The following is a 25,475-nucleotide window of genomic DNA, read 5'->3' on the forward strand; positions in this document are numbered from 1 at the left end:
CTGACGAGCCAGCCCGCCAAGGCCAGCTCGCCTGTTTCAGTTGAGCTTGTTCGCGGGCGGTTGCGTTGACGGGCTCGTACTGGCCACGGTTGCCCCTGAGAGCTGACGGCAGCTGGCAAACAAATCCAGCTCTGCGTTATAGACCTGGGTATGGACACGCAGGAGACCCAACATGGAATGGAACAGGTTGTCCTGGCTGAGCGAGTCATTCCGGTGGACCGCTACACACTGGCTATTCACCCCCATCGACTGCTGATACGGCTGAGAAAACCACGCTACGCTGGCGATATGCTTCTGCTGATCCGGCGCTACGGCGTACGGCATGCCATGAAGAAATACATTGTATTCACCCAATGACTCACCATGATCGGACAGGTAAAACATGGCGGTACTCACCTTGTCCTGATTGGCGCGCAAGGTATTTATCAGGCTCGCCAGGACATGATCGGTGTAGCGAATGGTGTTGTCATATCCATTCACGATACTTTCCCGGGAGCACTGGCTCAGCTCGTTGTTCTTGCATACCGGGGTAAAGTACTCGAAGGCCGCCGGGTAGCGTTTGAAGTAGGCCGGACCGTGGCTGCCCATCTGGTGGAGCACTAGCACAGTGTCGCGCTGCATGTGATTGATGATGCCCTGTATATCCTTGAGCAGGATTTCATCATGACATTCGCCATCGCTGCAGAATGCCGGGTCCTGAGCCTTTGTCAGGCTTTCAAAGGCCACACGGTTACAGGTTTCCTTGCAGCCGGCCTGATTGTCGCGCCAGATCACGTCATATCCAGCCCGCTTAAGCACATCAAGCAGGTTCTCCTGACTTTTGGCCACACTGTCACTGTAATGCGCGCGGGTCAGATTGGAGAACATGCAGGGTACGGATACTGCCGTCTCGGTGCCGCAGGAATGCATATCGGTAAAGCTGATCACGCCCTCCTCCTGGCGCAGCTCGGGCGTTGTATCGCGGCCATAGCCATCCAGGCCAAAGTTGTCGGCACGTGCGCTTTCCCCAACGACCAGAACAGTCAATGTCTTGTGCGCACCGGCGCTGACGGGCGCCAGGCGTACAGCATCCGTACCGATCTCGCGCAGCGGACCCTTGGGTTTGGCCGTCGCGTCATGAACATAGCTGATCAAGGCACCCACAGAATTGCTGGGCGTCAGCTGCATATGAATCTCGTGGTGATTACGAAACAGGGAAGACAGGCTTTGATAATTGAGCATGGCTACGCCGACCATAACCACGGCGGTTACACCGCTGGCAATGGATTTGCTCAACAGCTCGCGCGGCCACCGACGATACTGAACCGGTGTCCTCCAGAGCAGCCAGACCGGCAGCGCGCCGAGCAGGAGCAGATAGGCAGCCAGCTTGAATGACAGCAGATCCCCCACTTCGGCCGTGTCGGTCTCCAGCATGTTACGGAGCATCTCCGTATCGATCAGGACGCCGTACTGGTTCATGAAGTAGGCAACCCCTGCGGCACTCAGAAAGAGCACACTTAGCAGCGGCTTGAAAACCCAGCGAAAGGCAAAAAAGGTCAGGATCAGGTTGAAGGCTGCCAGGAACAGAACAGCCACTGCGCCCAAGGTGAGCACACCTTTCACGTCGAGAGGAGTTACCACGTTGAACAGGTGAGTCCACAGTGGGACGTTGTAAAAAATCAGGAAAGCCGCACTCACGATCAGCGTGAGCCACTCGGGACGAACCGGTCTCAACTTCAGCATCTCGTACAACTCTTGAAATAAGATGACAAAAGTGTGGTGAGGGGCTCGTCAACGTTTCGTGAAGAAAGCCTTGTAAAAACGTTTCACTTAATTGCTTCTCAAACTGCCCCTCAAGGGTGTAAAAGAGAGAAGGAACCGTGATTCCAGACGGCATGCTTGCTAAGCTCCAAGCATAACCCTCAATAAGAAGATCATAGGGAGCTCCTCATGGCCCGCATCGAACTCAATCTTCCAAGCGACCAGTTTTATTTTACTACCCATCAAACGGTCCGCAGTACCGACATCAATGCCGGTGGCCACTTGAGTAACGAGTCGATGATTTCCATGATTTCAGAAGCTCGTACACGCTTCATGTTTTACTACGGTATCCGGGATGGTGCCGAGGATGGCATTGGTACCATGGTGACGGATCTTGCGACCGTTTATCTGGCTGAAGCCTTTGCGCGGGACAAGCTGCAATTTGACATTGGGGTCATGGACTTCAATAAATACGGGGGCGATATCATCTTCCGCATTACTCGGCCGGATACCGACACCACCATTGCGCTCGCCAAGTGCGGTTTCGTCTTTTACAACTATCGCGAAAAGCACATCGAGCCTATGCCCAAACCTTTCCACCGTATTTTTCCCAAGGTTAATTGGGTCAGTGATCGGCCAGCGTCCAGTACACAGAACGTCACGCCTATCAAGGAAAGTTCGCACGGATAGTGTGCAATGCGCTTCAAAGTGGTGCACAAAAGCTCAGAATAATCAGGATCTCCTGACAAAAAACAGAGCGAGCTCAGGCAGTTACATTCTTGGCACGTCCCCTGCTTAGTCTCTAGGCAGACATCAAGCGCAGCCTTCAACGGCGAACGGCAGCGCTCCCCCGACAGGCCTATGCAGGCCGATAACGGGACCGGACAAAGGCGTCCTCGCATTCATGTGCGGGACGCCTTTTTTGTTGCCTCGATTTCAAGCACGCCCGGTGGGCAGCTTGCGGAGACGCCTGATGAAAAAGCTCAAGCTGGTACTGATCGGCAATGGCATGGCTGGGGTACGCACCCTGGAAGAACTGTTCAAACTCGCCCCTGACCTGTATGACGTAACAGTCTTTGGCGCAGAACCACACCCGAACTACAACCGCATCCTGCTATCCCCCGTTCTGGCTGGCGAGCAGACCTTTGAGGAGATCGTCCTGAACGACCTCAACTGGTACGCCGAGCACGCTATCGAGCTGCATCTCAATCGCAGGGTTACGGAAATCGATCGTCAGAACCGCCGCGTCATAGCCGAAGACGGCACCGTGGCAGAGTATGATCGACTCATCATTGCCACCGGCTCCAACCCCTTCATCCTGCCCATTCCGGGCAAGGATCTGGAGGGTGTGATTGGTTATCGTGACATTGCCGATACCCAAGCCATGATCGATACGGCAGCCACGCATCGCCACGCAGTGGTTATCGGCGGCGGCCTCCTGGGTCTGGAAGCGGCCAACGGTCTCAAGCTACGCGGTATGGATGTCACCGTCGTTCATATCGGTGACTGGTTGATGGAGCGCCAGCTGGACAAGACGGCTGGCAACCTTTTGCAGACCGCCCTGGAAAGCCGTGGCCTCAACTTTCTGCTGCCCAAGCAGACCGCCGAGCTGCTCGATGACGGCAACGGTCGTGTCTGCGCCGTTCGTTTCGCCGATGGTGATCAAATACCTGCTGATCTGGTCGTGATGGCTGCCGGCATTCGTCCCAACTATACACTGGCCGAATCAGCCGGATTGACCTGTAACCGCGGCCTGACCGTCGACGATACGATGCGCACCTCCGATCCAGACATCTTTGCCGTAGGAGAATGCGCAGCGCACCGAGGCATTGCCTATGGCCTGGTAGCCCCCTTGTTCGAACAGGCCAAGGTGTGTGCCAATCATCTGGCCCTTCAGGGCACCGCCGAATATCACGGCTCGGTGACGTCTACCAAACTCAAGGTCACGGGCATCGACCTGTTTTCCGCCGGGGACTTCATGGGCGGTGAAGGCTGTGAGGAGATCACCCTCTCCGATCCTATTGGCGGTATCTACAAGAAACTGGTGATAAGAGACGACATTCTCGTCGGCACGTGCCTGTACGGCGATACGGCAGATGGCGGCTGGTACTTCCGCCAGATTCGTGAGAATCACAATGTTAGCGAAATCCGTGACCTGCTCATGTTTGGCGAGCATGCCATAGGCGATGCGGGCCATCAGGGGCAGGACAAGGCCATGCTGATGAGCGACGAGATGGAGGTCTGCGGATGCAACGGCGTCTGCAAGGGCACTATCGTCAAGGCCATCACTGAAAACAACCTGCTCTCCGTGGATGAGGTGAAAAAGCACACCAAGGCGGCCAGCTCCTGCGGCTCCTGTACCGGTCTGGTGGAGCAGATCCTGATCAATACGGTGGGCGGTGCGGCCGATGTAAAGCCCAAGAGCGAAAAACCGGTATGTAACTGCACTGACCATACCCATGGCTTCGTTCGTCAGGCCATCCGTGAGCAGCACCTGACGACCATTCCCGAAACCATGACGGCCCTGGGCTGGAAAACGCCTAATGGCTGCGCCACCTGCCGCCCGGCACTCAATTACTACCTGATCTCCACGTGGCCCAGCGAAGCCAAGGACGATCCGCAGTCCCGCTTCATCAACGAACGCGCACACGCCAACATCCAGAAAGACGGCACCTATTCGGTTATTCCGCGTATGTGGGGCGGCGTAACCAGCGCAGCGGAACTGCGTCGTATCGCGGACGTGGCCGACAAATACAAGGTGCCCATGGTGAAAGTCACTGGAGGCCAGCGTATCGACCTGCTGGGTATCAAGAAGCAGGATTTGCCCGGGGTCTGGAAGGATCTGGACATGCCGTGCGGCCATGCCTATGGCAAATCCATCCGCACCGTGAAGACTTGCGTGGGCAGCGAGTTCTGCCGCTTTGGCACCCAGAACTCGACCCAGATGGGAATTGATCTGGAACATGCCCTGTTCGGCATGTGGTCACCGCACAAGGTCAAGCTGGCCGTCTCCGGGTGCCCGCGCAACTGCGCCGAATCCGGTATCAAGGACGTGGGCATCATTGGTGTGGACTCCGGCTGGGAGCTGTATATCGGTGGTAATGGCGGCATCAAGACCGAAGCTGGCGAATTCTTTACCAAGGTGAAAACGGCTGAAGAGGTCATGGAGTACAGCTTGGCCTTTATCGAGCTGTACCGCCAGGAGGCCTTCTACCTCGAACGGACCGTGCACTACATGCAGCGCGTGGGCCTTGCGCACATCAAGACTGCCATTCTGGACGATGCCGAGCGGCGCAAAGGCCTCTATCAGCAGCTGATGTTCGCCCTGTCGCTGGAACAGGACCCCTGGAAGGCGCGCATCGAACAGACGGCGCTCAAGAAGGAATTCGAACGGATTCCGGTGGCGGCGCTATAGACGTCTCTTGATCGATGGGTATCGCTTCGCTCACCACCCTCCTACGGAGCGGCCCATCGCGTATTCCTTTTACGCGACTTGAACAGGATTACCTCATGAACTGGCTGAACATCTGCGCATTGACCGATATCCCTCAACTGGGCGCCCGGGTCATCGAAGGTCCCAAAGGCGACATTGCTCTCTTCCGCACGTCTTCTGACGATGTCTTTGCCCTGGATGATCGTTGCCCGCACAAGCACGGCCCGTTGTCTCAGGGCATCGTCTTTGGCAAGACCGTGGCCTGTCCATTGCACAACTGGCAGATCGCTCTCGACTCCGGTGAAGCCCTGGCCCCGGATGTAGGGTGCGCCCATCGGTATCCGGTCAGAGTAGAAGACGGACGCGTCTATCTCGCTCTGGAGAAGACGCGCCGCAGCGCTCACATCATTGCCAGCACGACTGCCGCCTAATCGTTTGACCTGGCTCGCCGCCGGGCCCGCGTGAACAGAATGGAGCACCCCATGACCATCCATCCTCACGAGCCGCGTGATGGCGCTGCTACTCAGATCACTGCTTCAACCTGCTGTTATTGCGGCGTAGGGTGTGGCGTGCTGATCGAACATGACGGTACTCGCATCCTGAATGTGACGGGCGATCCGGCTCATCCAGCCAATTACGGGAGGCTCTGTAGCAAAGGCGCTACGCTGCACCTGACCGGCGATCTGGATGCACGTGCGCTCTACCCCGAACTACGCCTGGGCAAGACGCTGGCACGCAGCCGGACCGATTGGAACAGCGCGCTTGACCACGCTGCCACCGTCTTTGCCGACACCCTCCGCGAGCATGGCCCGGACAGCGTGGCCTTCTATATCTCCGGCCAGCTGCTGACCGAAGACTACTATGCCTTCAACAAACTGGCCCGTGCCCTGATCGGTACCAACAACATCGACAGCAACTCCCGGCTATGCATGTCGTCCGCGGTGGTCGGTTACAAGCGCAGCCTGGGAGCCGATGCGCCACCTTGCTCTTATGAGGATATCGAACACGCACAGACCCTGCTGATTGCAGGCAGCAACATGGCCTATGCCCATCCGGTCCTGTTCAGACGCCTGGAAGAAGCAAAGGCCCAGCGACCCGACATGAAAATCATTGTGGTCGACCCGCGCCGTACCGACACCTGCGAGTTGGCCGACCTGCACCTGGTCATTCAGCCAGGCACCGATGTTGCACTCTTTCACGGTATCCTGCACCTGCTGCTCTGGGAGGGTTGGACCGACCGTCGCTATATCGATGCCCATACCGAGGGGTTTGATGCCCTGAAAGCGTTGGTGCGAGACTATAACCCCAGCATGGTGGCAGAGCTGTGCGGCATTACCGTAGAGGCATTGACGACCTGCGCCCGATGGATTGGCGAATCGCCCGCGTTTCTGTCGCTCTGGTGCATGGGGCTGAATCAGTCCACTGCAGGCGTGGCCAAGAACTCAGCCTTGATCAATCTGCACCTGGCAACAGGCCAGATCGGCAAACCCGGTGCCGGTCCCTTCTCGCTGACCGGCCAGCCCAACGCCATGGGAGGACGTGAGACCGGCAGCCTGTCGAACCTGCTTCCTGGTCATCGTGAGGTAGCCGATCCTGTTCACCGTAGCGAAGTCGCGGGTTACTGGGGTATCGACGCGCTGCCTGAAACGCCCGGCCTTTCGGCTATCGAACTGTTCGATGCGGTGCACAGCGGCAAAATCAAGGCACTCTGGATTGCCTGTACCAATCCGGCTCAGTCCGTACCAGATCAGGCCAAAATTCATGAAGCCCTGGCCCGCTGTCCGTTCGTAGTGGTTCAGGAAGCCTTTTTCACGACCGAAACCTGTCGCTATGCCGACTTGCTGCTTCCCGCGGCCAGTTGGGGCGAGAAGGAAGGAACGGTAACCAACTCCGAGCGACGCATCAGCCATGTGCGCCGCGCCATCTCCGCACCGGGTGAAGCACGCCCGGACTGGGCCATCACCCTTGACTTTGCCCGCCGGCTGGAAAGCCGCCTGTACCCTGAGCAAAGCAGCCGATTCGCCTTCCCGACACCTGAAGCGCTCTTCGAGGAATATAAACATCTGACCACAGGACGTGACCTGGACCTTTCCGGTATCAGCTATTCGCTGATCGATGCCCATGGGCCCCAACAATGGCCGTTTCCCACCGGCGCCAGCCAGGGCACGCCCCGCCTGTATGAAAACGGTGTGTTTCCCACAACGTCGGGGCGGGCACGCTTTGTTGCTGACGAGTACGCCGCGCCGAAAGAGAAGCGTGATGCCCGCTATTCGCTGACCCTCAATACTGGCCGCCTACGCGACCAGTGGCATGGCATGAGCCGTACCGGCACGGCGGCGCGGTTATTCAGCCATGTGGAGGAGCCACTTCTCTCCCTGCACCCGGACGATATGCGCCGCCGTCGGCTGATGAGCGGCCAGCTGACCCGTGTCAAAAGCCGTCGCGGCAGTCTTCTGGTCCGTGTCGAGTCAGACGAGAACATCAGACCGGGTCAAGCGTTCCTGCCCATGCACTGGGGGGATCGCTTTCTCAAAGGGCTCGGTATCAATGCCCTCACCCTCTCGGAATTCGATCCGCTCTCCAAGCAACCGGAGCTCAAACATGCCGGCATTGAAGTGGAAAGGGTAGAACTCCCCTGGGAGCTGTACGCACTGGTAGAAGGCCATGTACAAATGCGCTTCGAAACCCTGCGCCCACTGTTTGAAACCTTTAGCCATGCCAGTCTTACCCTAACTGGCCGCGACCGTCCGGCCCTGCTTATTCGCGCTGCACATGGAGAGTCACCCGACAAGGCTCTGCTTGCACAGATCTATAACGGCCTTAATCTGCTGGACGGACCAGTCATGGCCTATGACGATGCGCGCCGCCAGGTGGGTAAGCGGGTTCGTATCGAGGCGGGCCGTATTACCGCGCTCTGCCTGACAGGTGAAACAGCAGCACGACGCTGGCTCAAGAGCCTGTGGGAAGAAGGTCGAGCGGATCAGGACCTGCGCCGTTGGTTGTTGGCGCCCCTCAGCACACCCCCTGGCAGCCAGACCGGGGTTAGTTGCAAAACGCTTTGCAACTGCATGAATGTCAGCGAAGCCGCCATTCGCGGCGGTATCGCTGAAGGACTTGATTTGAACGGGCTGAAGGAGTCGCTGGGCTGTGGTACGCAGTGCGGCTCCTGTGTTCCAGAGATCAAGCGCTTGCTGGCACGGACACCTGTCCATACCTGAAACGTCGGCAATAAGGCGCACCGTTTAGGTGCGCTAGTACCTAAACCTGTGCAAGAAAAGGGTAATGGTCATTCATAATCATGATGAAAAGTGCTCTACACAGCTAATTTCAATACTTGGCATAATCACTGCACTGATTTGTCTGACATAGAATGCGGCGCTCAACGGCGAGCACTGTATTTTCTGAAGAGGCCTTCAAGGCCCGAACAGAACCGGACAAAGGCGTCCCTGCTGGTTACAGCGGTTGCGCCTTTTTTATTTGTCCTGATTGAGTAGAACACGAGGGTATATTCATGAATGCAAAAGTCTGGCTGATCGGCGCAGGCCCAGGTGATCCAGAGCTCTTGACCCTCAAGGCCGTTCGCGCATTGGGCGAGGCGCAGGTAGTCCTGATTGACGACCTGGTCAATCCTGCCGTGCTGGAGCATTGCCCGCATGCGCACATCATCAGGGTAGGCAAACGGGGCGGCTGCCGCTCGACCCCTCAAGCGTTCATTCATCGCCTCATGCTGCGTTATGCACGCCAGGGTAAGGTCGTGGCGCGCCTCAAGGGCGGCGATCCGTGCATTTTTGGCCGAGGCGGTGAAGAAGCCGAATGGCTGGCGAACCATGGCATTCAAAGCGAAATCGTCAACGGCATCACTGCCGGTCTTGCAGGTGCGACGAACTGCGGCATTTCACTGACTCATCGCGGCATTGCCCGTGGCGTTACGCTGGTCACAGCCCATACCCAGGACGACAGCTTATTGAATTGGGACGCCCTGGCCCAAAGCGGCACGACCCTTGTCATCTATATGGGCGTTTCGCGACTAAACGATGTTCAGCAGGGACTCCTGGCAGGCCAGATGGCTGCCTCTACCCCGGTCGCCATGATCGAAAACGCCTCCCTGCCGGAACAGCGAGAATGCCGAAGCACACTGGGCACCCTGTTAGCCGACGCGGCCCTCTTTCAGCTCAAGAGCCCAGCCATTCTTGTAATTGGCGAGGTCGCGTCTGCTGCTGAGGCGCTTCGTCTGCCGCTTGAGCCTGTTCAGAAGACGCTTGCAGGGTGACCAAAAAGCGCCTGCTCGTCACTGAGCAGGCGAGCCTTTAACCTCAAGTCACTTTATATATTCAAAGACTATATTCGTAGCATAATGCCACTATCAACTTTGCCAGCCTGCCGTCGATAACACGACAAGGACTTCACCTCAGTCCCAGGCCCTGCCCCTTGTTCGATCTTGCTACCGAGCTGCTCATGTCTCTGAAGACCTTTTTCTACTCACTGCATAAAAGGCATTTCAGAGACGTTGCCAGCATCATTGCCTTGGGTGTCTTACTGCTTGTCGTGATGATCGAATGTGATTTCTTCGAGCATCTCGTAGCCTTTAGCGCCAGACACGAACACTGGCAAGTCGACGAATGCATAACGGCATTCATCATCATTGGGTGGTGCGGCTTCTTCTTCGGATTCCGTCGCATCGCGGATATGCGTAAGGAAATCGAAGCACGCAAGCAGGCGCAGGAGGAAGCCTATCACCTGGCCAATCATGACAACCTCACGCACCTGCCGAATCGCCGCGCGTTGAATGAGCATTTCGCAAAAGCGATACGCGGCACGCGGGAGCCCTTCTTCCTAGCCATTTTCGACCTGGATGGATTCAAGGCCATCAACGATATATACGGCCATATTACGGGCGACCGGTTGCTCGAAGAGATTTCGCAGCGTGTGGCTACGGCTCTACCTAAAGGAGATTTTATTTGCCGCCTGGGTGGAGACGAGTTTGCTGTTCTGCTGCATTCCGCCAAGAGCGAGACCGCAGCCCACGCCATTCTGAAAGGACTGGCGGGTCTGGTTGCAACCCCGATGGTCCATGGTTCGACTGCACTGATGACGGCGGCCACATTTGGCGTTTCCCATTACCCCAATGATGGGCAGGACATCAGTACGTTGCTTCGTCGCGCCGATGTTGCGCTCTACCAGGGCAAACGCAACGGCAAGAACATCATTCGCTTCTTCGACATGGCCCAGGATCATATGCTGGAACAGCAATCCATGATTGCTCAGGCATTGCGCGAGTCCATCAAACACGGCTACGTCCGGCCTGAGTACCAGCCAATCGTTGCCTTAGATGGAATGACCATTGCCGGTTTCGAAGCCCTGGCTCGCCTTGACCATCCAATTCATGGCTCCATTGTTCCCGACAAATTCATTCCAGCGGCCGAGGAAAGCGGCCTGATGACCGAGTTGACGGATTATCTCCTGCGAAAAGCCTGTATCGATGCCAAATACTGGCCTACGGGCATTTATCTGTCCTTCAACCTGAGTGCGATTGATCTGCGCGATCCTCTGCTGCCGGACCGCATTGAACGTATTCTGCTTGAGACCGGCTTTGCGGCCTCGCAGCTGGAAATCGAAATCACCGAAACCGCCATCGTCAAGGATATCCGGCAGGCCAAGCTCAACCTGGATCTGCTACGGGAGCTGGGCGTACGGGTCGCTGTCGATGACTTTGGCACGGGCTATTCCAGCATGGCGCAGATCAGCCGCTTTACCTTTGATAAGTTGAAAATCGATCGCGAGTTCATCGACTCCATGGCTATCAATGACAAGGATGACAAGATTGTACGCTGCATGCTGGGGCTGGGGCATGGTCTGAACATGCCATCCATTGCCGAAGGGATCGAACACGACTATCAGGTCCAGTGGCTACGCGAGGCAGGATGTGAATTTGGTCAGGGGTTCCTCTTCAGCCGGGCGGTGCCCAATTCCGAGGTTCCTGAGCTGCTGGAACGCCACGGTTGCTATAGGTCGCACACTTCCCGCGCAGAGCCGGTGATCTAGGCCTGCCCTTTCAGGTCACAAGGCGAGCGCAGCCCGCTCGAACTGATCCGCCCCGTTCCGCTCTTATTAGATAAGCCCATCAAGAGCGACACCATGGATCTTGTCATCGCCCGACCCGAAGGTCTCTATTGCCCTCCAGGGGATTTCTATATCGATCCCTGGCGCCCCGTCGAACGCTCCGTCATTACCCATGCCCATGGCGATCATGCACGTGGGGGGAATCAGCATTATCTGGCGTCAGCACCCAGCGAAGGCATTCTTCGCACACGACTGGGGCAAGACATCAATCTGCAAACGCTGCACTATGGCGAAGTCATCGATCACCATGGCGTCAAGATCAGCCTTCATCCGGCCGGGCATGTTCTGGGCTCAGCCCAGATCCGCCTGGAATATCAGGGTGAGGTCTGGGTAGCGTCGGGGGATTACAAGGTAGAACCGGACGGCACCTGTGACGCCTTCGAACCCGTGCGCTGCCACACCTTCATTACCGAATCCACATTTGGCCTGCCTATTTATACCTGGCAGCCGCAAGCAGAGATTTTTGCGCAGATCAATGCCTGGTGGCGGCAGAATGCAGCGGAAGACCGCGCCAGCGTGCTGTATTGCTACGCTTTCGGCAAGGCACAGCGCATCCTGCACGGAATCGATGCGAGTATCGGCCCTATTCTGACTCACGGCGCTGTGGAACCGCTCAACCGGGTCTACCGTGAAGGCGGTGTGTACATCCCGGATACCCACTACGCAGGGGACTTCAAGAAGAACGACCCTCTTCTGCGCAAGGCCCTGATCATTGCGCCGCCCTCGGCTGGCGGAAGCACCTGGATTCGCCGATTCGGCGAGCATAGCGATGCCTTCGCCAGCGGCTGGATGATGCTGCGTGGCACGCGTCGGCGTCGTGGCGTGGACCGTGGCTTTGTGCTCTCCGACCACGCCGACTGGCCTGGCCTGCTCTGGGCCATTGAGCAGACAGGGGCTGAACGGGTCATGGTGACCCATGGCTCTGTGGGAGTGTTGGTGCGCTACCTTCGTGAACAGGGACTGGATGCCCAAGGCTTTACCACGGAATACGGTGATGAAGACGACGAGCCCAACAACGAGAAGTCCGCCTAAAAAAAAAGAATATGCCCGTGCGCCTTTTGCTTGCGCCAATCAATGCTTCAGCGCAATGTCATCAGGCAAGCGACTGTATCGAATCAAGGCGACCCGTTCATCATGCGGAACCCGCTTTATCAATGCATTCACCGAGTCGGCCAGCTTTTTGAGCACGGAAGGATTGGTCTGGCCAAAATGGTGGATCTGCTCAAATGCAAGCCCTACCGCCAACTCGAATGTCAGAGGGCGTTCGATCAACCGAATCTTTCCGTCGTCACCGCAATGTGTCCAGCAAGGCTTACGCTGCCCTAGGAACACCAGTGTTTCACAAAGCCGGTCAATGGCTCGAAATGCCGTAGTAGGATCATTGATGGAAGGCGATAACGCCTTGATCGCGATATCTGCCATTTCTATCAGCCAGTACTCGATATCCTGCTCGGGCGTACGATCCGATCCAAGAATGAACTTCTTTATCAGCTCCGCCATGACAGTTGCATCAACCGCCTCGGCAGGCCAGATAGAGGCAATTGGATCACCGGGCAGGATAAAGCTTCCGGTGCGGTGTTCCACACGAACCACCAGACTCTGCTTGTGCGCCAGCCTGAGCAGCCCCTTGCGGTCGACAGCCTGCAGATACCCTCCCCGCTGCGTACACAAAGGGTACCCGTTCTTATCCAGCGCCTCGCCCACATACGCATCGGGTTCGGCCCGGGGCTCATCGAGAGGCGCGAAGGCCTGTTCAATCTGTTCGTTGGCGCGGTGAGTCACCTGCTGCAGGATGACGGCAATCTGCATGGAGCGGGAGGCGTGATCGATGAAATAGATGATCAAACCAACGCTGACCAACGCCAGCACTATGCCCAGCGCGATAGCGATCTGTGGAACGAAGGGCGCGGATGAGGGCGAGGCTGAGCGGATCATGCTCATGACAATCAAGGTGTACGTGAAGGTCCCGATCAGCAGGCCCAAGACCACTTGATTGGCTCGATCAGAAGTGAAGTTTCTGAGTTGACGCGGCGAGAACTGACTGCTGGACAGCTGAAGTGCAACGATCATGATGGAAAAGACCGTGCCCGTGACCGTCACCACACTGGTTCCAATCGCCGATAGCACTGAACGAGCCCCCTCCCCTGTACTACCCGCCAGCCACACCAGCCGATCACCTGCATTGATGATGCCCAGGCGCTCCAGGGACACGAGCGCCACGGCCAATCCGGCCGCCAGGAGCGCTATCACCATCGGGATAAACCAGAGACTGTCCCGGCAGGCGATCCAGATGAAGCGGATATGTTGGCCCATCTACTGCAACCTCATTGTCAGACAATCACTTAGAAGGCTGTAGTGGTCCTCCTGTTCCACGTCGCCTGATAAACCGGACAGGGGAACAGGAACACACCACATTACGAACTCCTTTCCCCATAACAGGCTCATAACAACAGCGAAGCGATATCGGATTAACAGAGGCTCGCGAGCGGCCCGTTACTGATTGCTTCTGAACGCTGTGTAGAAAGCGAGACCATGATGAAAGCCTTCGCCGATCTCTATGCCCGCCTGGATGCAACAACCTCAAGCAATGCCAAGCTCCAGGCCATGCAGGATTACTTCAACCAGGCCGAGCCTGCCGATGCAGCCTGGGCCGTTTATTTCCTGGCCGGCGGACGCCCGCGGCGAACGGTGCCCACGCGCCAGCTTCGAGAGCTGACGATTGCCGCCTCGAACCTTCCGGAATGGCTGTTCGAGGAGAGCTATCAGGCGGTAGGCGATCTGGCAGAAACGATGTCGCTGCTTATTCCTACCGCCGAGCATCTTTCGGATGAGGGTCTGGCGGTCTGGATGGAGGAGCGGCTTCTGCCCTTACGTGGCCTTGTGCCGGAAGAACTGGCTGAGCGCCTGCCGCAGCTGTGGTCGCAACTGGACCGGCCCAGTCTCATGGTCAGCCTCAAGCTTATTACCGGCGAGTTTCGAGTTGGCGTATCCAAGCTGCTGGTTACGCGCGCGCTCGCAACCATGGCAGGCCTGGATGCCAAGCGCGTAGCCCAGCGTCTGGTGGGCTATACGGACCTGTCCCATCGTCCGACTGCGGAAGCTTACCTTGCGCTGATCGCTCCCGAGTCGGACGATGAACATGCCCAGCGTGGCGGGCAGCCTTATCCGTTTTTCCTGGCGCATGCCCTCCAGCTACCCGTCGATCAATTCGATGCCCAGCTGGGGCCTGTCGAGAACTGGCAGGTGGAATGGAAATGGGACGGCATCCGCTCGCAGTTGGTCAAACGCGACGGGCGCCTGTGGATCTGGTCTCGGGGCGAGGATCTGGTCACCGATCGTTTTCCCGAATTGCACGCGCTCGCCACCTGCCTGCCGGACGGCACTGTCATTGACGGTGAAATTGTCGTCTGGAAAGACGAGGAAAGCCCCGACCTGCTGATGAGCAGCAAAGAGGTCACCCACCAGCAGGCCGAACACGCGCCCGGCGAGCCTATTCCGTTTGGTGTCAAACCCTTTGCGCTCTTGCAGCAGCGCATCGGTCGTAAAACCCTGAGCAAGAAGCTGCTCGACGATGTACCTGTAGTCATCCTGGCCTATGACCTGCTGGAATGGCAAGGGCATGACTGGCGCAGCCGCCCGCAGCATGAGCGTCGGGCGCAACTTGAAGCGGTCACCGCACAGTGCAACAGTCCTCTTTTACGCCCCTCCCCCCTTCTTGCCGGTGAAAGCTGGCAGGACCTTGCCCACCAGCGGGAGGCCTCCCGCACGCTCGGGGTGGAAGGCATGATGCTCAAGGCCCGGGACTCGCTTTATGGGGTGGGACGCACCAAGGACATGGGCGTCTGGTGGAAATGGAAGGTCGACCCGTTCTCGGTGGATGCGGTACTGATTTATGCCCAGCGCGGCCATGGCAGACGCGCCAGCCTATACACCGACTACACCTTTGCCGTCTGGGATGGCCCGCCGGGCACCGAGCGTACCCTGGTACCTTTCGCCAAGGCTTATTCGGGTCTGACCGACGAAGAAATGCGCAAGGTGGACGCCATTGTGCGCAAGACCACTGTCGAGAAATTCGGCCCTGTACGCAGCGTCCAGCCAACGCTGGTGTTCGAACTGGGTTTTGAAGGCATAGCCCTGTCCACGCGGCACAAGAGCGGCGTTGCCGTGCGCTTCCCGCGCATGCTGCGCTGGCGTCACGACAAGCCTGTTGAGGAAGCAGATACGCTGGACATCCTGCAAGGCCTGCTGGTTTAACCTGACAGGCCTCTGTTACAGACGTCTCAGAATGCGACCGATGTCTGTAGATAGACGGTACGCGGCTGCCCCAGGTATTTGCCCTTGTTGTTGTCGTCAAAGGAGCGGGTGTAATACTCGGTATTGAAGATATTCTTCACCCCGACCGCTACTTTCAGGTTGGACAGTTGCGGACCAAAGTCATAAGCCGCACGACTGTTCCAAGTCATGTAGCCAGGGATACGGCCGTTGCTGCCATCGGCGCTCTCCTCCACCGTATTGGCATTATCGGCGTACTGGCTGGATTGGAAGGCGCTGTCCAGATCCAGGCGCCAGGCATTGTGGGTGTAACCTACGCCCAGCGTACCCTTGTGTTTGGACGAGAACGGTACACGGTTACCCTTGTTTGGCCCCTCTTCACGAATGGTGGCATCTACGTAGGCATAGGTTGCGTAGACATCGAATCCGGCCAGGCTTGGGCTCAGGTCTTCCAGTTGATAAGCCACGCTGGCCTCAAGACCGCGGTGGCGTGTCTTGCCACGGGCGATAACCGTATCCAGCGTCTGACTGCTGTCGTACTGGTTATCAAAATTGATAAGAAAGGCTCCCAACTCCGCCTTCAAGGTCCCGTTATCGTAACGAGTACCCACTTCCCAGGTGCGTGCCTTTTCCGGCTTTACTTCACCGGCAGCAACCCGGTTCGGCATCTGGCTGTACTGGACCGAACCAAACGAGCCCTCTGTGTTGGCATACAGGTTCCAGGTGTCGGTTACGTGATACATCACGTTCAACGCGGGCAGCGAGGCGTGGTAGTCACCTTTATAAGGCGTATTGTTGAGCTTGTTGACCTGCTCGGAATCGATCAGCTCGTAGCGAATACCTGGGGTGAACGTCCATTTGCCGATGTCGATACGGTCATCGATATAGAACGCATTGGCCTCGGTACTGCCGCGGGTGTCACGATCGTTCCGGCTGGACGTGGATGGCCGCTCCGTGGAGGTTATCGGTACCCGATATCGCAGCTCGTGACTGGCCTCGTTGACATAGCGGTAGCCGATGCCCACCTCATGCCAGCTTTCGCCTAGGGAAAAGCCCTGGGAGAACCGGGTTTCCACCCCACGCACCCAGTACTCGCGGGGCGATAGCGACTGGAATGTACCTTGATCCAGATAACCGCTGCGTAGGGTCTTGGTGAAGAACGTATTCACCGTGAACTTCCGCGCGTCTTCTTCATACTGATACCCCAGGCCGACCAGGGTACGACGGCCCCAGAATTTATCCAGGGGACGTGTGGACTTGTACGGGTTGCTGTCGAAATCGGCAACCGACAGGCCACCCGGCATCTCTGCCTTGCCCTCGTAGTACTGGCCGATCGCCGTAAAGCTGTTGGCGTCATCGAGCTGGTATTTACCCTTGAGGATCAGATCATCAATCTGCGTATCACTGTGCTCACGGTAGTCACCGCCCCGTACGCCTGAATACAGCAAGGCGCCACCCAGACCGTTTTCCCCCGTACCACCAATGAGCAGGTTGCTACTGGTCTTGATACCGTCATGACTTGAAGACGGACTGAGTTCGTTCTGGATGCCGCCCTTGACGGTAAAGTCGTCAGGAATGGCACGGGTCACGAAGTTGACGATACCGCCCACGTTCTGCGGGCCATAGCGGACTGCACCACCACCGCGCACCACATCGACTGCATCCATGTTGCCCATGGAAATGGGTGCAAAGGACAACTGTGGCTGGCCATAGGGTGCAAACGGGACCGGGATGCCATCCATCAACACTGTCGAACGTGATGCGAGACGCGGATTGAGGCCTCGGATACCAAAGTTGAGAGCCATGTCATGGCTGCCGGTTCCGTTGTTTTCCGGCGCATTCACACCGGGAATCCGGTTGAGCACTTCACGCGCCGTGGAGGCGCCGACCCGCTCGAACTCATCGCGGCGGATCACATCCCGTGCCCCTGGATGCTCGAATACATCCTGCTGCTGCGCATCACCCAGCCAGTCACCTACCACGGTCAGGGTTTCCAGGTTGGCTGCTGCCCCCTCGTCGTTAGTGGCGGATGCCGAAACAGCAGCGGGTTGCAGGCTATAGCCACCCTTCTGCGCGACGGCCTCAAGCCCACTCCCCTCCAACAGATGGCTCAACCCTTCGAAAATACCGAATTCACCCTCCAGCCCTTGAGTGGTGCGGTTCGTCGTCAGATCGGGACTGAACGCCACCATGATATTCGCCGTCTGGCCGAACTGGTTGAGGGCGGCCTCCAGCGGACCGGGGGCAATATGAAATGTTCGGCTCACCTCAGCCTGAGTAACCGTTTGCGCCGTTGCCATCAGCGGCACACTGCCAAGCAGCACAGCTGTACCGAACACGACATGGCGAAGCGCCCGGCTTAAAGGGGTCAATGTAAATGTAGAGGAAGACATGAGATCAGCCTGCAGTAAGGGTATCTGCCTTACTTGTCACGCGAGAAGTGGAAAAGGCTCACCGCTGATTGAAAATATTCAACTCACGCTGTGCGAGGCTGAATGCTGATCCAGTAGCGCGTCCGCCGCTGGATGCGCACCGGCTGGGTAACTTCCAGCATGGCCAGGATGGCTTCTATGTCCTTGAGTGGATACGTTCCTGAAACCAACAGACCCGCGACGTGCTCGTCGCACTTCAGCCAACCGGGCTGATAGCGAGATAGCTCCTGGATGAACTGCCCAAGCGGCATATGGGCTGCCACCAGCAGACCGTCACGCCAGGCATCCAGACCACCGTCGAGCGGTACTACCTTATCCAGGTGGTGCGCGCTAAAGCGTACCTGTTGTCCTGCCGTCAGGGTCGTGGATAGATCCGGCCGCTCGGCACAACGCACCTGAACGCTGCCAGCAAAAACACTCAACTGGCAGCCATCGTCGAACTTGCGAAGATTGAAACGCCCCTGGGTTGTTGAGACCATGCCTGCCTGGCTCTGTACCGAAAATGGCAGGGCTGAATGGGCAGCGTGTAACAGTATCTCGCCACGAATCAGCATGAGCTGACGCTGCATAGCCGTGATGCTGGCATTCACAGCACTGTCGGTATTCAGATCAAGGCGGCTGCCATCGGTCAGGGTAACCGTTCGCTGCTCCCCAATCCGGGTGTGGTAGTCCGCCAACCAGGGCTCGGCACGCTCCTTTAAGAGCCAGGCGGCCGGGCCCAGGAGGACAAACACCCCCATGAGCTTCAGCGCCTCGCGGCGACCGTATGCGGGCTTGCTCAATACAGCCTGACGCGCAGCCTTTGAGGGCAACCCCTGCAGCCGCTGGTTGATGGTCTCGATCCGCTGCCAGGCACGCTCGTGCTCAGGGTCAGCGGCCCGCCATTGTTGCCAGGCACGATGCTCTTCCTCGCCTGCCCCCGCCTGCAGCTCTACCAGCCACTGCACGGCCTGCTCGGCGATCTGGGGAGAGATGGGCGCTGTCACGCCATGCACTCTGCGAAATAACATTGCTGAGCGGCCTTGGCGATGTACCGCTTGACGGTTGCCAGCGAAATACCGAGGTGTGCGGCGATATCGGCGTATGGCATTCCGTCCAGCTGTGCCAACAGAAAAGCCTGTTTGATCGGTTCAGCCAATCCATCCAATACGCGAGCCAACTCCAGAAGTGTTTCCAGAGCGATAGCACGAACTTCCTCGCTGGGAACCTCCTGCTCAGGCAAGGCCGCCAACGCATCTAGGTAGGCCCGCTCGATATCCTGACGTCGGTAATGATTGAATAGGACACGCTTGGCAACAGTAATGAGAAAAGCCCGAGGTTCAGCAAGCCGGCCCAGCTCCTGACTTCCCAGGAGGCGAATGAACGTATCGTGGGTCAAGTCATCTGCACTATCGGAGCACCTCAGACGCCGGCGCAACCATCCAAATACCCAGGAGCGATGCTCATGATAGAGCTGGCCAAGATCCCCCTGTGGTGAAGTACTGCTGGCGTGCACACCGATATCCTTGCGCTAGAATCCTAGGCATTCACTTAATGATAATTGTTCTCATTATAGGCAAGTCTGGATGATTACAACAAGGGTTAAGCTCAGTTTGCCACTATATAAATGGGCTGGTATTAAATAAAACGTTAGCGTCAGCGGACACTATTCCTCAATGCGTACGATGTTGCGGCAATCTGGAAAGGCGCTGCAGCCCCAGAAATAGGCGCCAGCATTGCTTCCTTGCCTGGCCTTGCGCATGACCATGGGCGAGCCGCATTTCGAGCATATCGGAGACGCTGCCTCGCTCGCCGCCTCCCCTTTGCTGGAGCGTCGGGCTGCTGTGCGTTTGCGCGAGGTCAAGGCCCCGTCCTTCTGTAAGACAGCCATGATCTCTTCCCGCACCTGCGCAGTCGAATAAGCCCCTTGTACCGGAATCTGGATAAGCGGCAAGGCAATCGCCCGACAGACGCCCGCCACAAAGAGGTCCCGTGCCTGCCGATCAGGCCGCTGGTGGGAGCTGTCATCCAGCTCGATAACCGCCACGAACGACAGGTCATCGCGGTTGCAGAGGACGTAGTCGAAATGTTTGGCGCTGATCTTGTTGAAGGCTCTGTACCAGCTCTTTTGGTCCCGAATGGCTTTCACGCTAGCCACATCTGCAATGCGGACCTTGCCAAAGATGCGGTAGTCCTCACCAATCGCCTCATCGAGTACGGTTAAAAAGGCGCGTTCAGCAGGTGTAAACAGCGCTTCGTTAAGCACATAGGGAAACGCTCGCTGGGTATCACGCGAACGCAGCGCGATGACGATACAAAGAAAAACAACGACGCCAAGCCCGACATAAAGCCAGGGATGCGCTGACAACAGATGAACCATGAGATGACCAACAGCAGGAAAGGCGGATAAAAACAGATGCGTTATACGCCGGCAGCCTATAACGATGCGGTGTTCAGGATGAGTGATAGTACAGGCAAGCCGATGGACTCTTGCGCTTCCATCGGCTCAACAGGGATCAGCTAAGGGCTCAGCGCTTGCCCGCAGGCTCGTATGCGGCCTTGAGCAGACTGCGCAGCCGAAAGCTTTCCGCCATTTTTATGAAAAAGGCCAGAATCCAGACGATGAGCGGCAATCCGTACTGCTGAGTACCGCGAGCGAACTCAACACACATGGCGATGGTACCGAAGAGTGCCAGAATGAGCGCAAGCACGAACAGCGCGACCGACTTACCATCATGTGCAGGAAGATCACCCACATGAGAGGCATTTGCCCGAGGCTCTTTCACCGTCAACTCCAGAAAACAATAAACCTTCGAATAGCTTAGCCTGAACAGGGTATCAGGGGTAGCACATCCAGAAGCTAGCGCTCACAGATCATACGGACGTGTCGCTCGTACAGGTCCGGCAAGCGTTCTAGAACGGCCTCCCGCCCCAACATGGATGACTCGGCAACAACCTGCTCCAGCAGATCCAACGTCAGCCATTCGAGCGCAAGGGTTGCCAGCGGCTCATAACTGAGGTGCCAGGGCTCTTCATACATACCGCCCCGGTATTCCCGATAAGGTCGAAAAAAGCCGAACTGTTCGATGTGCGCATCGAGCCAGAGATGCAGCTTATGAAACACACCGCCGGGCTGCGTCTCCTCAGGCAGCAGCTGAACGACATACCCTGGCGGAGCCTGGGTCAGGTCAACCACATCGATTTCGGTGCCCCAATGATGGCGGCTTGCGCCTGGCAGAGCTGACCAATTTAGAATGCAGTCGATGCGCTCATCCACGGCAAGAGCAGACTGATCACGCACCTGGCCGTTGCGGTCATACAACGGCTTTTCACCGGCAAACTTACGGTTCCAGATTCTGAGCTGCGTCTTGTAGTCACGAAAGGCACTGAATGGATGCAAGGTAAATCCATCCCGCCGTGCAGCTTCCTGCATTGCCTTGAACGGCGCATAGACCTCACGATGGATCGCATAGCGTGGGTTATCGATCTGCAACAGATGCGTTCGCGCCCTGCCTGTCAGCTCCCATTCGTCAAGCATTGCCCGCTCCCGTATACGCCTTGATCAATCCAGAAAGATCATGTCATCCAATCGTTTCGAATCCACCCACCGTTTCGCTGCGTTGCTACAAAGCGCACCTCTCTTGGGTGACACTTCCCAAATGGCATACGAGGCCGTATGCACATCAATCAGTTTCAAGATGCCATCACCCTTTCGCACCAAAGCTGTGCAATCTCCTGCTCTCTTAGGAAATTAAGCACATTTTAGGTGCAGGATAGTGAATAAAGGCTGCCTTATTCTTCCTGGACGAGACGCCTGGCCTACTCTGTGTTTATGGACATGACCTCAATATAGTGGCAGTTGGTTCGGTTATTGCTGCGAACAGCCCGTCATCTGCAGCGCGACCTCTGGTACGCACTCTATTGCAATTATCCGTATTAGGACGATCCATGAAAAAGAAATGGCTGACCCTCTCCGCAATTGCGCTGTGCCTTTCCGCGGGCTCTGCGCTGGCGAAGGACATCAAGGAGATTCGCTTCGGTGTAGACACCACCTATCCTCCTTTCGAATACAAGGCACCGGATGGAAGCTTTGCAGGATTCGATGTAGAACTGGGCAATGCCATTTGTGAAAAGCTGGCGGTGAAATGCCGTTGGATCGTCAGCGACTTCGACGGACTGATCCCAGGCCTGCGGGCACGCAAGTTTGACGGCATCCTGTCCTCGCTGACCGTAACGCCTCAGCGAGCCGAGCAGATCGACTTCACAGACCGCATGTGGTCAGGCAACTCGTCCATGATTATGAAGAAAGGTGCCAATCTAGAGCCTACGGCCGAGTCACTCAAGGGTAAGGTCGTTGGTGTTCAGCAGGGCACCATTCAGGAAAACTTTGCCAAGACCAAGCTAGCCACTGCCGGCGTGAAGGTACAGAGCTACCAGGACCAGGATCAGGTTTATGCTGACCTGACCTCGGGCCGCATCGATGTATCCATGCAGGACATGTTGCAGGCCGAAGGAGATTTCATGAAATCTCCTCAAGGCAAGGATTATGTCAACCAGTCGATTCGTGACGAGCTGCTGCCTGCCGATACCGCCATTGGCGTACGCAAGGGCAACGACGAAATGAAGGCCCTGCTGAACAAGGGAATCGCGGCCATCCATGCCGACGGCACCTACGAGAAGATTCAGAAAAAGTACTTTGGCGATCTGGATATCTATAACAACAAGTAAGATCCGCCTTAACGTCAGCGCCTCCCGCTTGTGGAGGCGTTGGCATTTCAAGACCTATAAGAACAGCGCGATCAAACATGCCGCAGACTTCGTTCGACACCTTTCTTGAAAACCTGGGGTTGGGCGCCTTCGCACTCCACGGTTACGGTCCTCTACTGCTGGAAGGCACCTGGATGACCATGAAGCTGGCTGTCCTGTCGCTGGTGGTGTCAGTCATCTTGGGCCTGCTCGGCGCCACGGCCAAACTATCCCCCATCAAGGCCTTTCGCCTGCCGGCCGCCCTGTATACCACGCTGATCCGGGGCGTCCCTGATCTCGTACTCATGCTTCTGATCTTTTACAGCCTGCAGAGCTGGCTGGGTGAGTTCACCGATTACATGGATTGGGACTATATCGAAATCGATCCGCTTTCCGCCGGGGTACTCACCCTGGGTTTCATTTACGGCGCGTACTTCACCGAAACATTTCGTGGGGCGATCCTGGCGGTGCCGCGGGGGCAAATCGAGGCCGCTACCGCATATGGCATGACACGTACGCAAACCTTTTTTCGGATTACCTTTCCGCAAATGATGCGCTTTGCCCTGCCTGGCATCGGTAATAACTGGCAGGTGCTGCTCAAGGCCACGGCTCTGGTCTCCATCATCGGCCTAAGCGATATCGTCACCGCGACTCAGGAAGCCGGCAAGACCACCTACAAGATGTTCTACTTCCTGATCCTGGGCGGCGTGATCTATCTGCTGATTACCGCACTGACCAACCAGGTTCTGAACTGGCTGGAACGTCGTTATTCTGCGGGTGTTCGGGAGGCTGTACGATGATCGAAATCCTGCAGGAGTACTGGCGCGCCTTCCTCTGGACGGATGGTTATGGTTTGTCGGGTCTTGCGATGACCCTGTGGTTGCTGACGGCCTCGATCGCCATCGGCTTCGTGGCATCGCTTCCGCTTTCCGTTGCGCGACTATCGCGCCACCGTCTCATTCGCTGGCCGATACAGTTCTATACGTATGTGTTCCGAGGCACTCCGCTCTATCTCCAGCTGCTGATCTGCTATACCGGGATCTACAGCATCGAAGCTGTACGCAACCAGCCACTGATGAACGAGTTCTTCAGGGATGCACTGAATTGCACCATTCTGGCTTTTGCTCTCAACACCTGCGCCTATACCACCGAGATCTTTGCAGGTGCGATCCGCAATATTCCCCATGGTGAGATCGAGGCAGCCAAGGCCTACGGCCTGACAGGTTGGCGGATGTACATTCACGTCATCATGCCGTCTGCGCTACGCCGCGCCCTTCCCTACTACAGCAACGAAGTCATTCTGATGCTGCATTCCACGACGCTGGCGTTCACGGCTACTGTGCCGGATATTCTCAAGGTTGCTCGTGATGCCAACACTGCGACATTCCTGACCTTCCAATCCTTTGGTATTGCGGCGATTCTGTACCTCATTCTGTCCTTCACGCTCATTGGCCTGTTTCGCCTGGCCGAGCGCCGCTGGTTGGCCTTTCTCGGCCCGGCCCGCTGACCCTTCATGCAGGATGCCACGACCCGCAGGGATGCGGGCTGATTCATTAGGAGTTACCTCATGCGTCACGCCACACACGACCTGATCTCTCCGGTGCCCGGCACCGATCGCAAGATCCACAGCTTTCATTTCGGACCGCAGGACAGCGGCCGCAAGATCTACATCCAGTCCTCGCTGCATGCTGACGAACTGCCCGGCATGCTGGTCGCCTGGAAACTCAAGAATCAACTCCGCACACTTGAAGACGCAGGCCGTCTGAAGGCCGAGATTGTGCTGGTTCCGGTTGCCAACCCTATCGGGCAGGATCAGCAGGTCATGGATATTCACCTGGGCCGCTATGAGCTGGAATCCGGGCAGAACTTCAACCGTCGCTTCTTAGACATGACCAGCAAGGTCATTGCTGAAATCGAAGGCGCCCTGACCGACGACCCTGCACAAAATCAGGCGTTGGTGCGCAAGGCCTTCAAGGCAACACTTGAGCGTGAGACCGCGAACAATCAACTGACGTCTCAGCGACTGGTTCAGCAGCGGCTGGCCTGTGACGCCGAGATGGTGCTCGACCTGCATTGCGATTTCGATGCGGTAGAACATCTCTATACCACGCCGGAAGCCTGGGATCAGGTAGAGCCCCTGGCCCGTTACCTGGGCTCCAAGGCCAGCCTGCTGGCCACCGACTCTGGCGGTCAGTCATTTGATGAGTGCTTTACGCTTCTGTGGTGGAAGCTGAATCAGCAGTTCGGTGAACGCATTCCCATGGGCAGCTTTTCCGTCACGATCGAGCTGCGGGGCCAAATGGATGTGTCCCATGATCTGGCTGAACAGGATGCCCAAGCCATTCTCGACTACCTGACCCACTACGGCGTCATCTCCGGCGAAGCGCCGGCACTGCCGGAGCTGCCGTTCCCTGCCACGCCACTGGCGGCAGTAGAGCCCATTGATAGCCCCATAGGGGGTGTTCTGGTCCTGATGGCAAAGCCAGGCGATGTAATCGAAGCCGGACAGGTCATCGCTGAAGTGATCGACCCGATTGCCGACCGTGTAGAGCCTATCCGCAGCTCGGTGTCAGGTGTCCTGTATGCCTGCGCCAACCGCCGTATGGCCACAGCCGGCATGGCGGTCGCACGCGTGGCAGGCACCGAAGCCTATCGCAGCGGCTATCTGCTTTCGCCGTAAGGCTCGTTTCTGATGCACGGCGAGCCCGCGCAGACGGGCCGCCTTGTGGCCGTGCTCCGATGTCTGGAGCACG

General features: G+C 57.2%; 20 protein-coding genes. 12 read left to right on the plus strand and 8 right to left on the minus strand.

The window, feature by feature from the left end; translation table 11 throughout:
* Positions 1 to 36: 36 nt before the first annotated feature.
* A complete protein-coding gene (locus GM154_RS12230) occupies positions 37 to 1,722 on the minus strand; it encodes a phosphoethanolamine transferase (RefSeq protein WP_219652384.1) in 1,686 nt (561 codons plus the stop codon).
* Between the two features lie 207 nt (positions 1,723 to 1,929).
* On the opposite strand from GM154_RS12230, the gene GM154_RS12235 reads away from it, so the two are divergent.
* The 7 genes from GM154_RS12235 (at position 1,930) to GM154_RS12265 (ending at position 12,325) form a co-directional block, all read left to right on the plus strand.
* A complete protein-coding gene (locus tag GM154_RS12235) occupies positions 1,930 to 2,430 on the plus strand; it encodes a thioesterase family protein (RefSeq protein ID WP_074823733.1) in 501 nt (166 codons plus the stop codon).
* 283 nt (positions 2,431 to 2,713) lie between these two features.
* Positions 2,714 to 5,155 (plus strand): nitrite reductase large subunit NirB, encoded by a 2,442-nt coding sequence (nirB, locus tag GM154_RS12240; RefSeq protein WP_219652385.1) that lies wholly within the window; start codon positions 2,714 to 2,716, stop codon positions 5,153 to 5,155.
* Positions 5,156 to 5,250: 95 nt separating this feature from the next.
* Positions 5,251 to 5,604 carry a nitrite reductase small subunit NirD gene (gene nirD / locus GM154_RS12245; RefSeq protein ID WP_010794994.1) on the plus strand — a complete coding sequence of 118 codons (354 nt, stop codon included), beginning with the start codon at positions 5,251 to 5,253 and terminating at the stop codon, positions 5,602 to 5,604.
* Between the two features lie 51 nt (positions 5,605 to 5,655).
* Positions 5,656 to 8,391: a nitrate reductase gene (locus tag GM154_RS12250; RefSeq protein ID WP_219652386.1), complete on the plus strand. Its 2,736-nt coding sequence runs from the start codon at positions 5,656 to 5,658 to the stop codon at positions 8,389 to 8,391.
* Between the two features lie 293 nt (positions 8,392 to 8,684).
* Positions 8,685 to 9,443 carry a uroporphyrinogen-III C-methyltransferase gene (gene cobA / locus GM154_RS12255; protein WP_219652387.1) on the plus strand — a complete coding sequence of 253 codons (759 nt, stop codon included), beginning with the start codon at positions 8,685 to 8,687 and terminating at the stop codon, positions 9,441 to 9,443.
* 185 nt (positions 9,444 to 9,628) lie between these two features.
* Positions 9,629 to 11,215 carry a bifunctional diguanylate cyclase/phosphodiesterase gene (locus GM154_RS12260; RefSeq protein ID WP_219652388.1) on the plus strand — a complete coding sequence of 529 codons (1,587 nt, stop codon included), beginning with the start codon at positions 9,629 to 9,631 and terminating at the stop codon, positions 11,213 to 11,215.
* Positions 11,216 to 11,308: 93 nt separating this feature from the next.
* Positions 11,309 to 12,325, plus strand: coding sequence for a ligase-associated DNA damage response exonuclease (locus GM154_RS12265; RefSeq protein ID WP_219652389.1), 1,017 nt, complete (start codon positions 11,309 to 11,311; stop codon positions 12,323 to 12,325).
* 39 nt (positions 12,326 to 12,364) lie between these two features.
* Here GM154_RS12265 and GM154_RS12270 read toward each other — a convergent pair whose 3' ends face one another.
* A complete protein-coding gene (locus GM154_RS12270) occupies positions 12,365 to 13,606 on the minus strand; it encodes a DUF2254 domain-containing protein (protein WP_219652390.1) in 1,242 nt (413 codons plus the stop codon).
* Between the two features lie 222 nt (positions 13,607 to 13,828).
* Here GM154_RS12270 and GM154_RS12275 point away from each other — a divergent pair, with 222 nt between their 5' ends.
* On the plus strand, positions 13,829 to 15,547 hold the full coding sequence (locus GM154_RS12275; protein WP_219652448.1) for an ATP-dependent DNA ligase: 1,719 nt from the start codon (positions 13,829 to 13,831) through the stop codon (positions 15,545 to 15,547).
* Between the two features lie 26 nt (positions 15,548 to 15,573).
* Here the strand turns inward: GM154_RS12275 and fecA are convergent, their stop codons facing one another.
* The 6 genes from fecA to GM154_RS12305 form a co-directional block, all read right to left on the minus strand.
* A complete protein-coding gene (fecA, locus tag GM154_RS12280; protein ID WP_219652391.1) occupies positions 15,574 to 17,958 on the minus strand; it encodes a TonB-dependent Fe(3+) dicitrate receptor FecA in 2,385 nt (794 codons plus the stop codon).
* Between the two features lie 83 nt (positions 17,959 to 18,041).
* A complete protein-coding gene (locus GM154_RS12285; protein WP_258019824.1) occupies positions 18,042 to 19,007 on the minus strand; it encodes a FecR domain-containing protein in 966 nt (321 codons plus the stop codon).
* A complete protein-coding gene (locus GM154_RS12290; protein WP_219652392.1) occupies positions 18,980 to 19,492 on the minus strand; it encodes a sigma-70 family RNA polymerase sigma factor in 513 nt (170 codons plus the stop codon). The genes GM154_RS12285 and GM154_RS12290 overlap by 28 nt, the downstream gene beginning before the upstream one ends.
* Before the next feature lie 150 nt (positions 19,493 to 19,642).
* Positions 19,643 to 20,356: a DUF2726 domain-containing protein gene (locus GM154_RS12295; RefSeq protein WP_219652393.1), complete on the minus strand. Its 714-nt coding sequence runs from the start codon at positions 20,354 to 20,356 to the stop codon at positions 19,643 to 19,645.
* A 148-nt stretch (positions 20,357 to 20,504) separates the two neighbouring features.
* Positions 20,505 to 20,762, minus strand: coding sequence for a hypothetical protein (locus GM154_RS12300; protein WP_219652394.1), 258 nt, complete (start codon positions 20,760 to 20,762; stop codon positions 20,505 to 20,507).
* 74 nt (positions 20,763 to 20,836) lie between these two features.
* Positions 20,837 to 21,514: a M15 family metallopeptidase gene (locus GM154_RS12305; RefSeq protein ID WP_219652395.1), complete on the minus strand. Its 678-nt coding sequence runs from the start codon at positions 21,512 to 21,514 to the stop codon at positions 20,837 to 20,839.
* 410 nt (positions 21,515 to 21,924) lie between these two features.
* Here GM154_RS12305 and GM154_RS12310 point away from each other — a divergent pair, with 410 nt between their 5' ends.
* The 4 genes from GM154_RS12310 (at position 21,925) to GM154_RS12325 (ending at position 25,402) form a co-directional block, all read left to right on the plus strand.
* Positions 21,925 to 22,704, plus strand: a complete 780-nt coding sequence (locus GM154_RS12310; protein ID WP_010795007.1) for a transporter substrate-binding domain-containing protein — start codon at positions 21,925 to 21,927, stop codon at positions 22,702 to 22,704.
* A gap of 77 nt (positions 22,705 to 22,781) precedes the next feature.
* Complete coding sequence (locus GM154_RS12315; protein ID WP_010795008.1) at positions 22,782 to 23,522, plus strand: ABC transporter permease; 741 nt, start codon at positions 22,782 to 22,784, stop codon at positions 23,520 to 23,522.
* A complete protein-coding gene (locus GM154_RS12320) occupies positions 23,519 to 24,229 on the plus strand; it encodes an ABC transporter permease (protein ID WP_010795009.1) in 711 nt (236 codons plus the stop codon). Before GM154_RS12315 ends, GM154_RS12320 begins: the two co-directional genes overlap by 4 nt.
* Positions 24,230 to 24,289: 60 nt before the next feature.
* The gene (locus tag GM154_RS12325; protein WP_219652396.1) at positions 24,290 to 25,402 is read left to right on the plus strand and encodes a succinylglutamate desuccinylase/aspartoacylase family protein; all 1,113 of its coding nucleotides are present in this window, start codon (positions 24,290 to 24,292) and stop codon (positions 25,400 to 25,402) included.
* Positions 25,403 to 25,475 lie beyond the last annotated feature (73 nt).

The organism is Pseudomonas sp. MAG002Y, from assembly GCF_019400845.1.
Lineage (GTDB): Bacteria > Pseudomonadota > Gammaproteobacteria > Pseudomonadales > Pseudomonadaceae > Chryseomonas > Chryseomonas luteola.

What these genes read in the sequence shown, in the direction of transcription:
- GM154_RS12305 (WP_219652395.1), bottom strand. Translation starts at nt 21,514, where the DNA reads ATGCTTGACGAATGGGAGCTGACAGGCAGGGCGCGAACGCATCTGTTG.
- nirB (WP_219652385.1), top strand. Translation starts at nt 2,714, where the DNA reads ATGAAAAAGCTCAAGCTGGTACTGATCGGCAATGGCATGGCTGGGGTA.
- cobA (WP_219652387.1), top strand. Translation starts at nt 8,685, where the DNA reads ATGAATGCAAAAGTCTGGCTGATCGGCGCAGGCCCAGGTGATCCAGAG.
- GM154_RS12295 (WP_219652393.1), bottom strand. Translation starts at nt 20,356, where the DNA reads ATGGTTCATCTGTTGTCAGCGCATCCCTGGCTTTATGTCGGGCTTGGC.
- GM154_RS12320 (WP_010795009.1), top strand. Translation starts at nt 23,519, where the DNA reads ATGATCGAAATCCTGCAGGAGTACTGGCGCGCCTTCCTCTGGACGGAT.
- GM154_RS12270 (WP_219652390.1), bottom strand. Translation starts at nt 13,606, where the DNA reads ATGGGCCAACATATCCGCTTCATCTGGATCGCCTGCCGGGACAGTCTC.
- GM154_RS12310 (WP_010795007.1), top strand. Translation starts at nt 21,925, where the DNA reads ATGAAAAAGAAATGGCTGACCCTCTCCGCAATTGCGCTGTGCCTTTCC.
- GM154_RS12265 (WP_219652389.1), top strand. Translation starts at nt 11,309, where the DNA reads ATGGATCTTGTCATCGCCCGACCCGAAGGTCTCTATTGCCCTCCAGGG.
- GM154_RS12315 (WP_010795008.1), top strand. Translation starts at nt 22,782, where the DNA reads ATGCCGCAGACTTCGTTCGACACCTTTCTTGAAAACCTGGGGTTGGGC.
- GM154_RS12275 (WP_219652448.1), top strand. Translation starts at nt 13,829, where the DNA reads ATGAAAGCCTTCGCCGATCTCTATGCCCGCCTGGATGCAACAACCTCA.
- GM154_RS12230 (WP_219652384.1), bottom strand. Translation starts at nt 1,722, where the DNA reads ATGCTGAAGTTGAGACCGGTTCGTCCCGAGTGGCTCACGCTGATCGTG.
- GM154_RS12325 (WP_219652396.1), top strand. Translation starts at nt 24,290, where the DNA reads ATGCGTCACGCCACACACGACCTGATCTCTCCGGTGCCCGGCACCGAT.
- GM154_RS12260 (WP_219652388.1), top strand. Translation starts at nt 9,629, where the DNA reads ATGTCTCTGAAGACCTTTTTCTACTCACTGCATAAAAGGCATTTCAGA.
- GM154_RS12235 (WP_074823733.1), top strand. Translation starts at nt 1,930, where the DNA reads ATGGCCCGCATCGAACTCAATCTTCCAAGCGACCAGTTTTATTTTACT.
- fecA (WP_219652391.1), bottom strand. Translation starts at nt 17,958, where the DNA reads ATGTCTTCCTCTACATTTACATTGACCCCTTTAAGCCGGGCGCTTCGC.
- GM154_RS12285 (WP_258019824.1), bottom strand. Translation starts at nt 19,007, where the DNA reads ATGTTATTTCGCAGAGTGCATGGCGTGACAGCGCCCATCTCTCCCCAG.
- nirD (WP_010794994.1), top strand. Translation starts at nt 5,251, where the DNA reads ATGAACTGGCTGAACATCTGCGCATTGACCGATATCCCTCAACTGGGC.
- GM154_RS12250 (WP_219652386.1), top strand. Translation starts at nt 5,656, where the DNA reads ATGACCATCCATCCTCACGAGCCGCGTGATGGCGCTGCTACTCAGATC.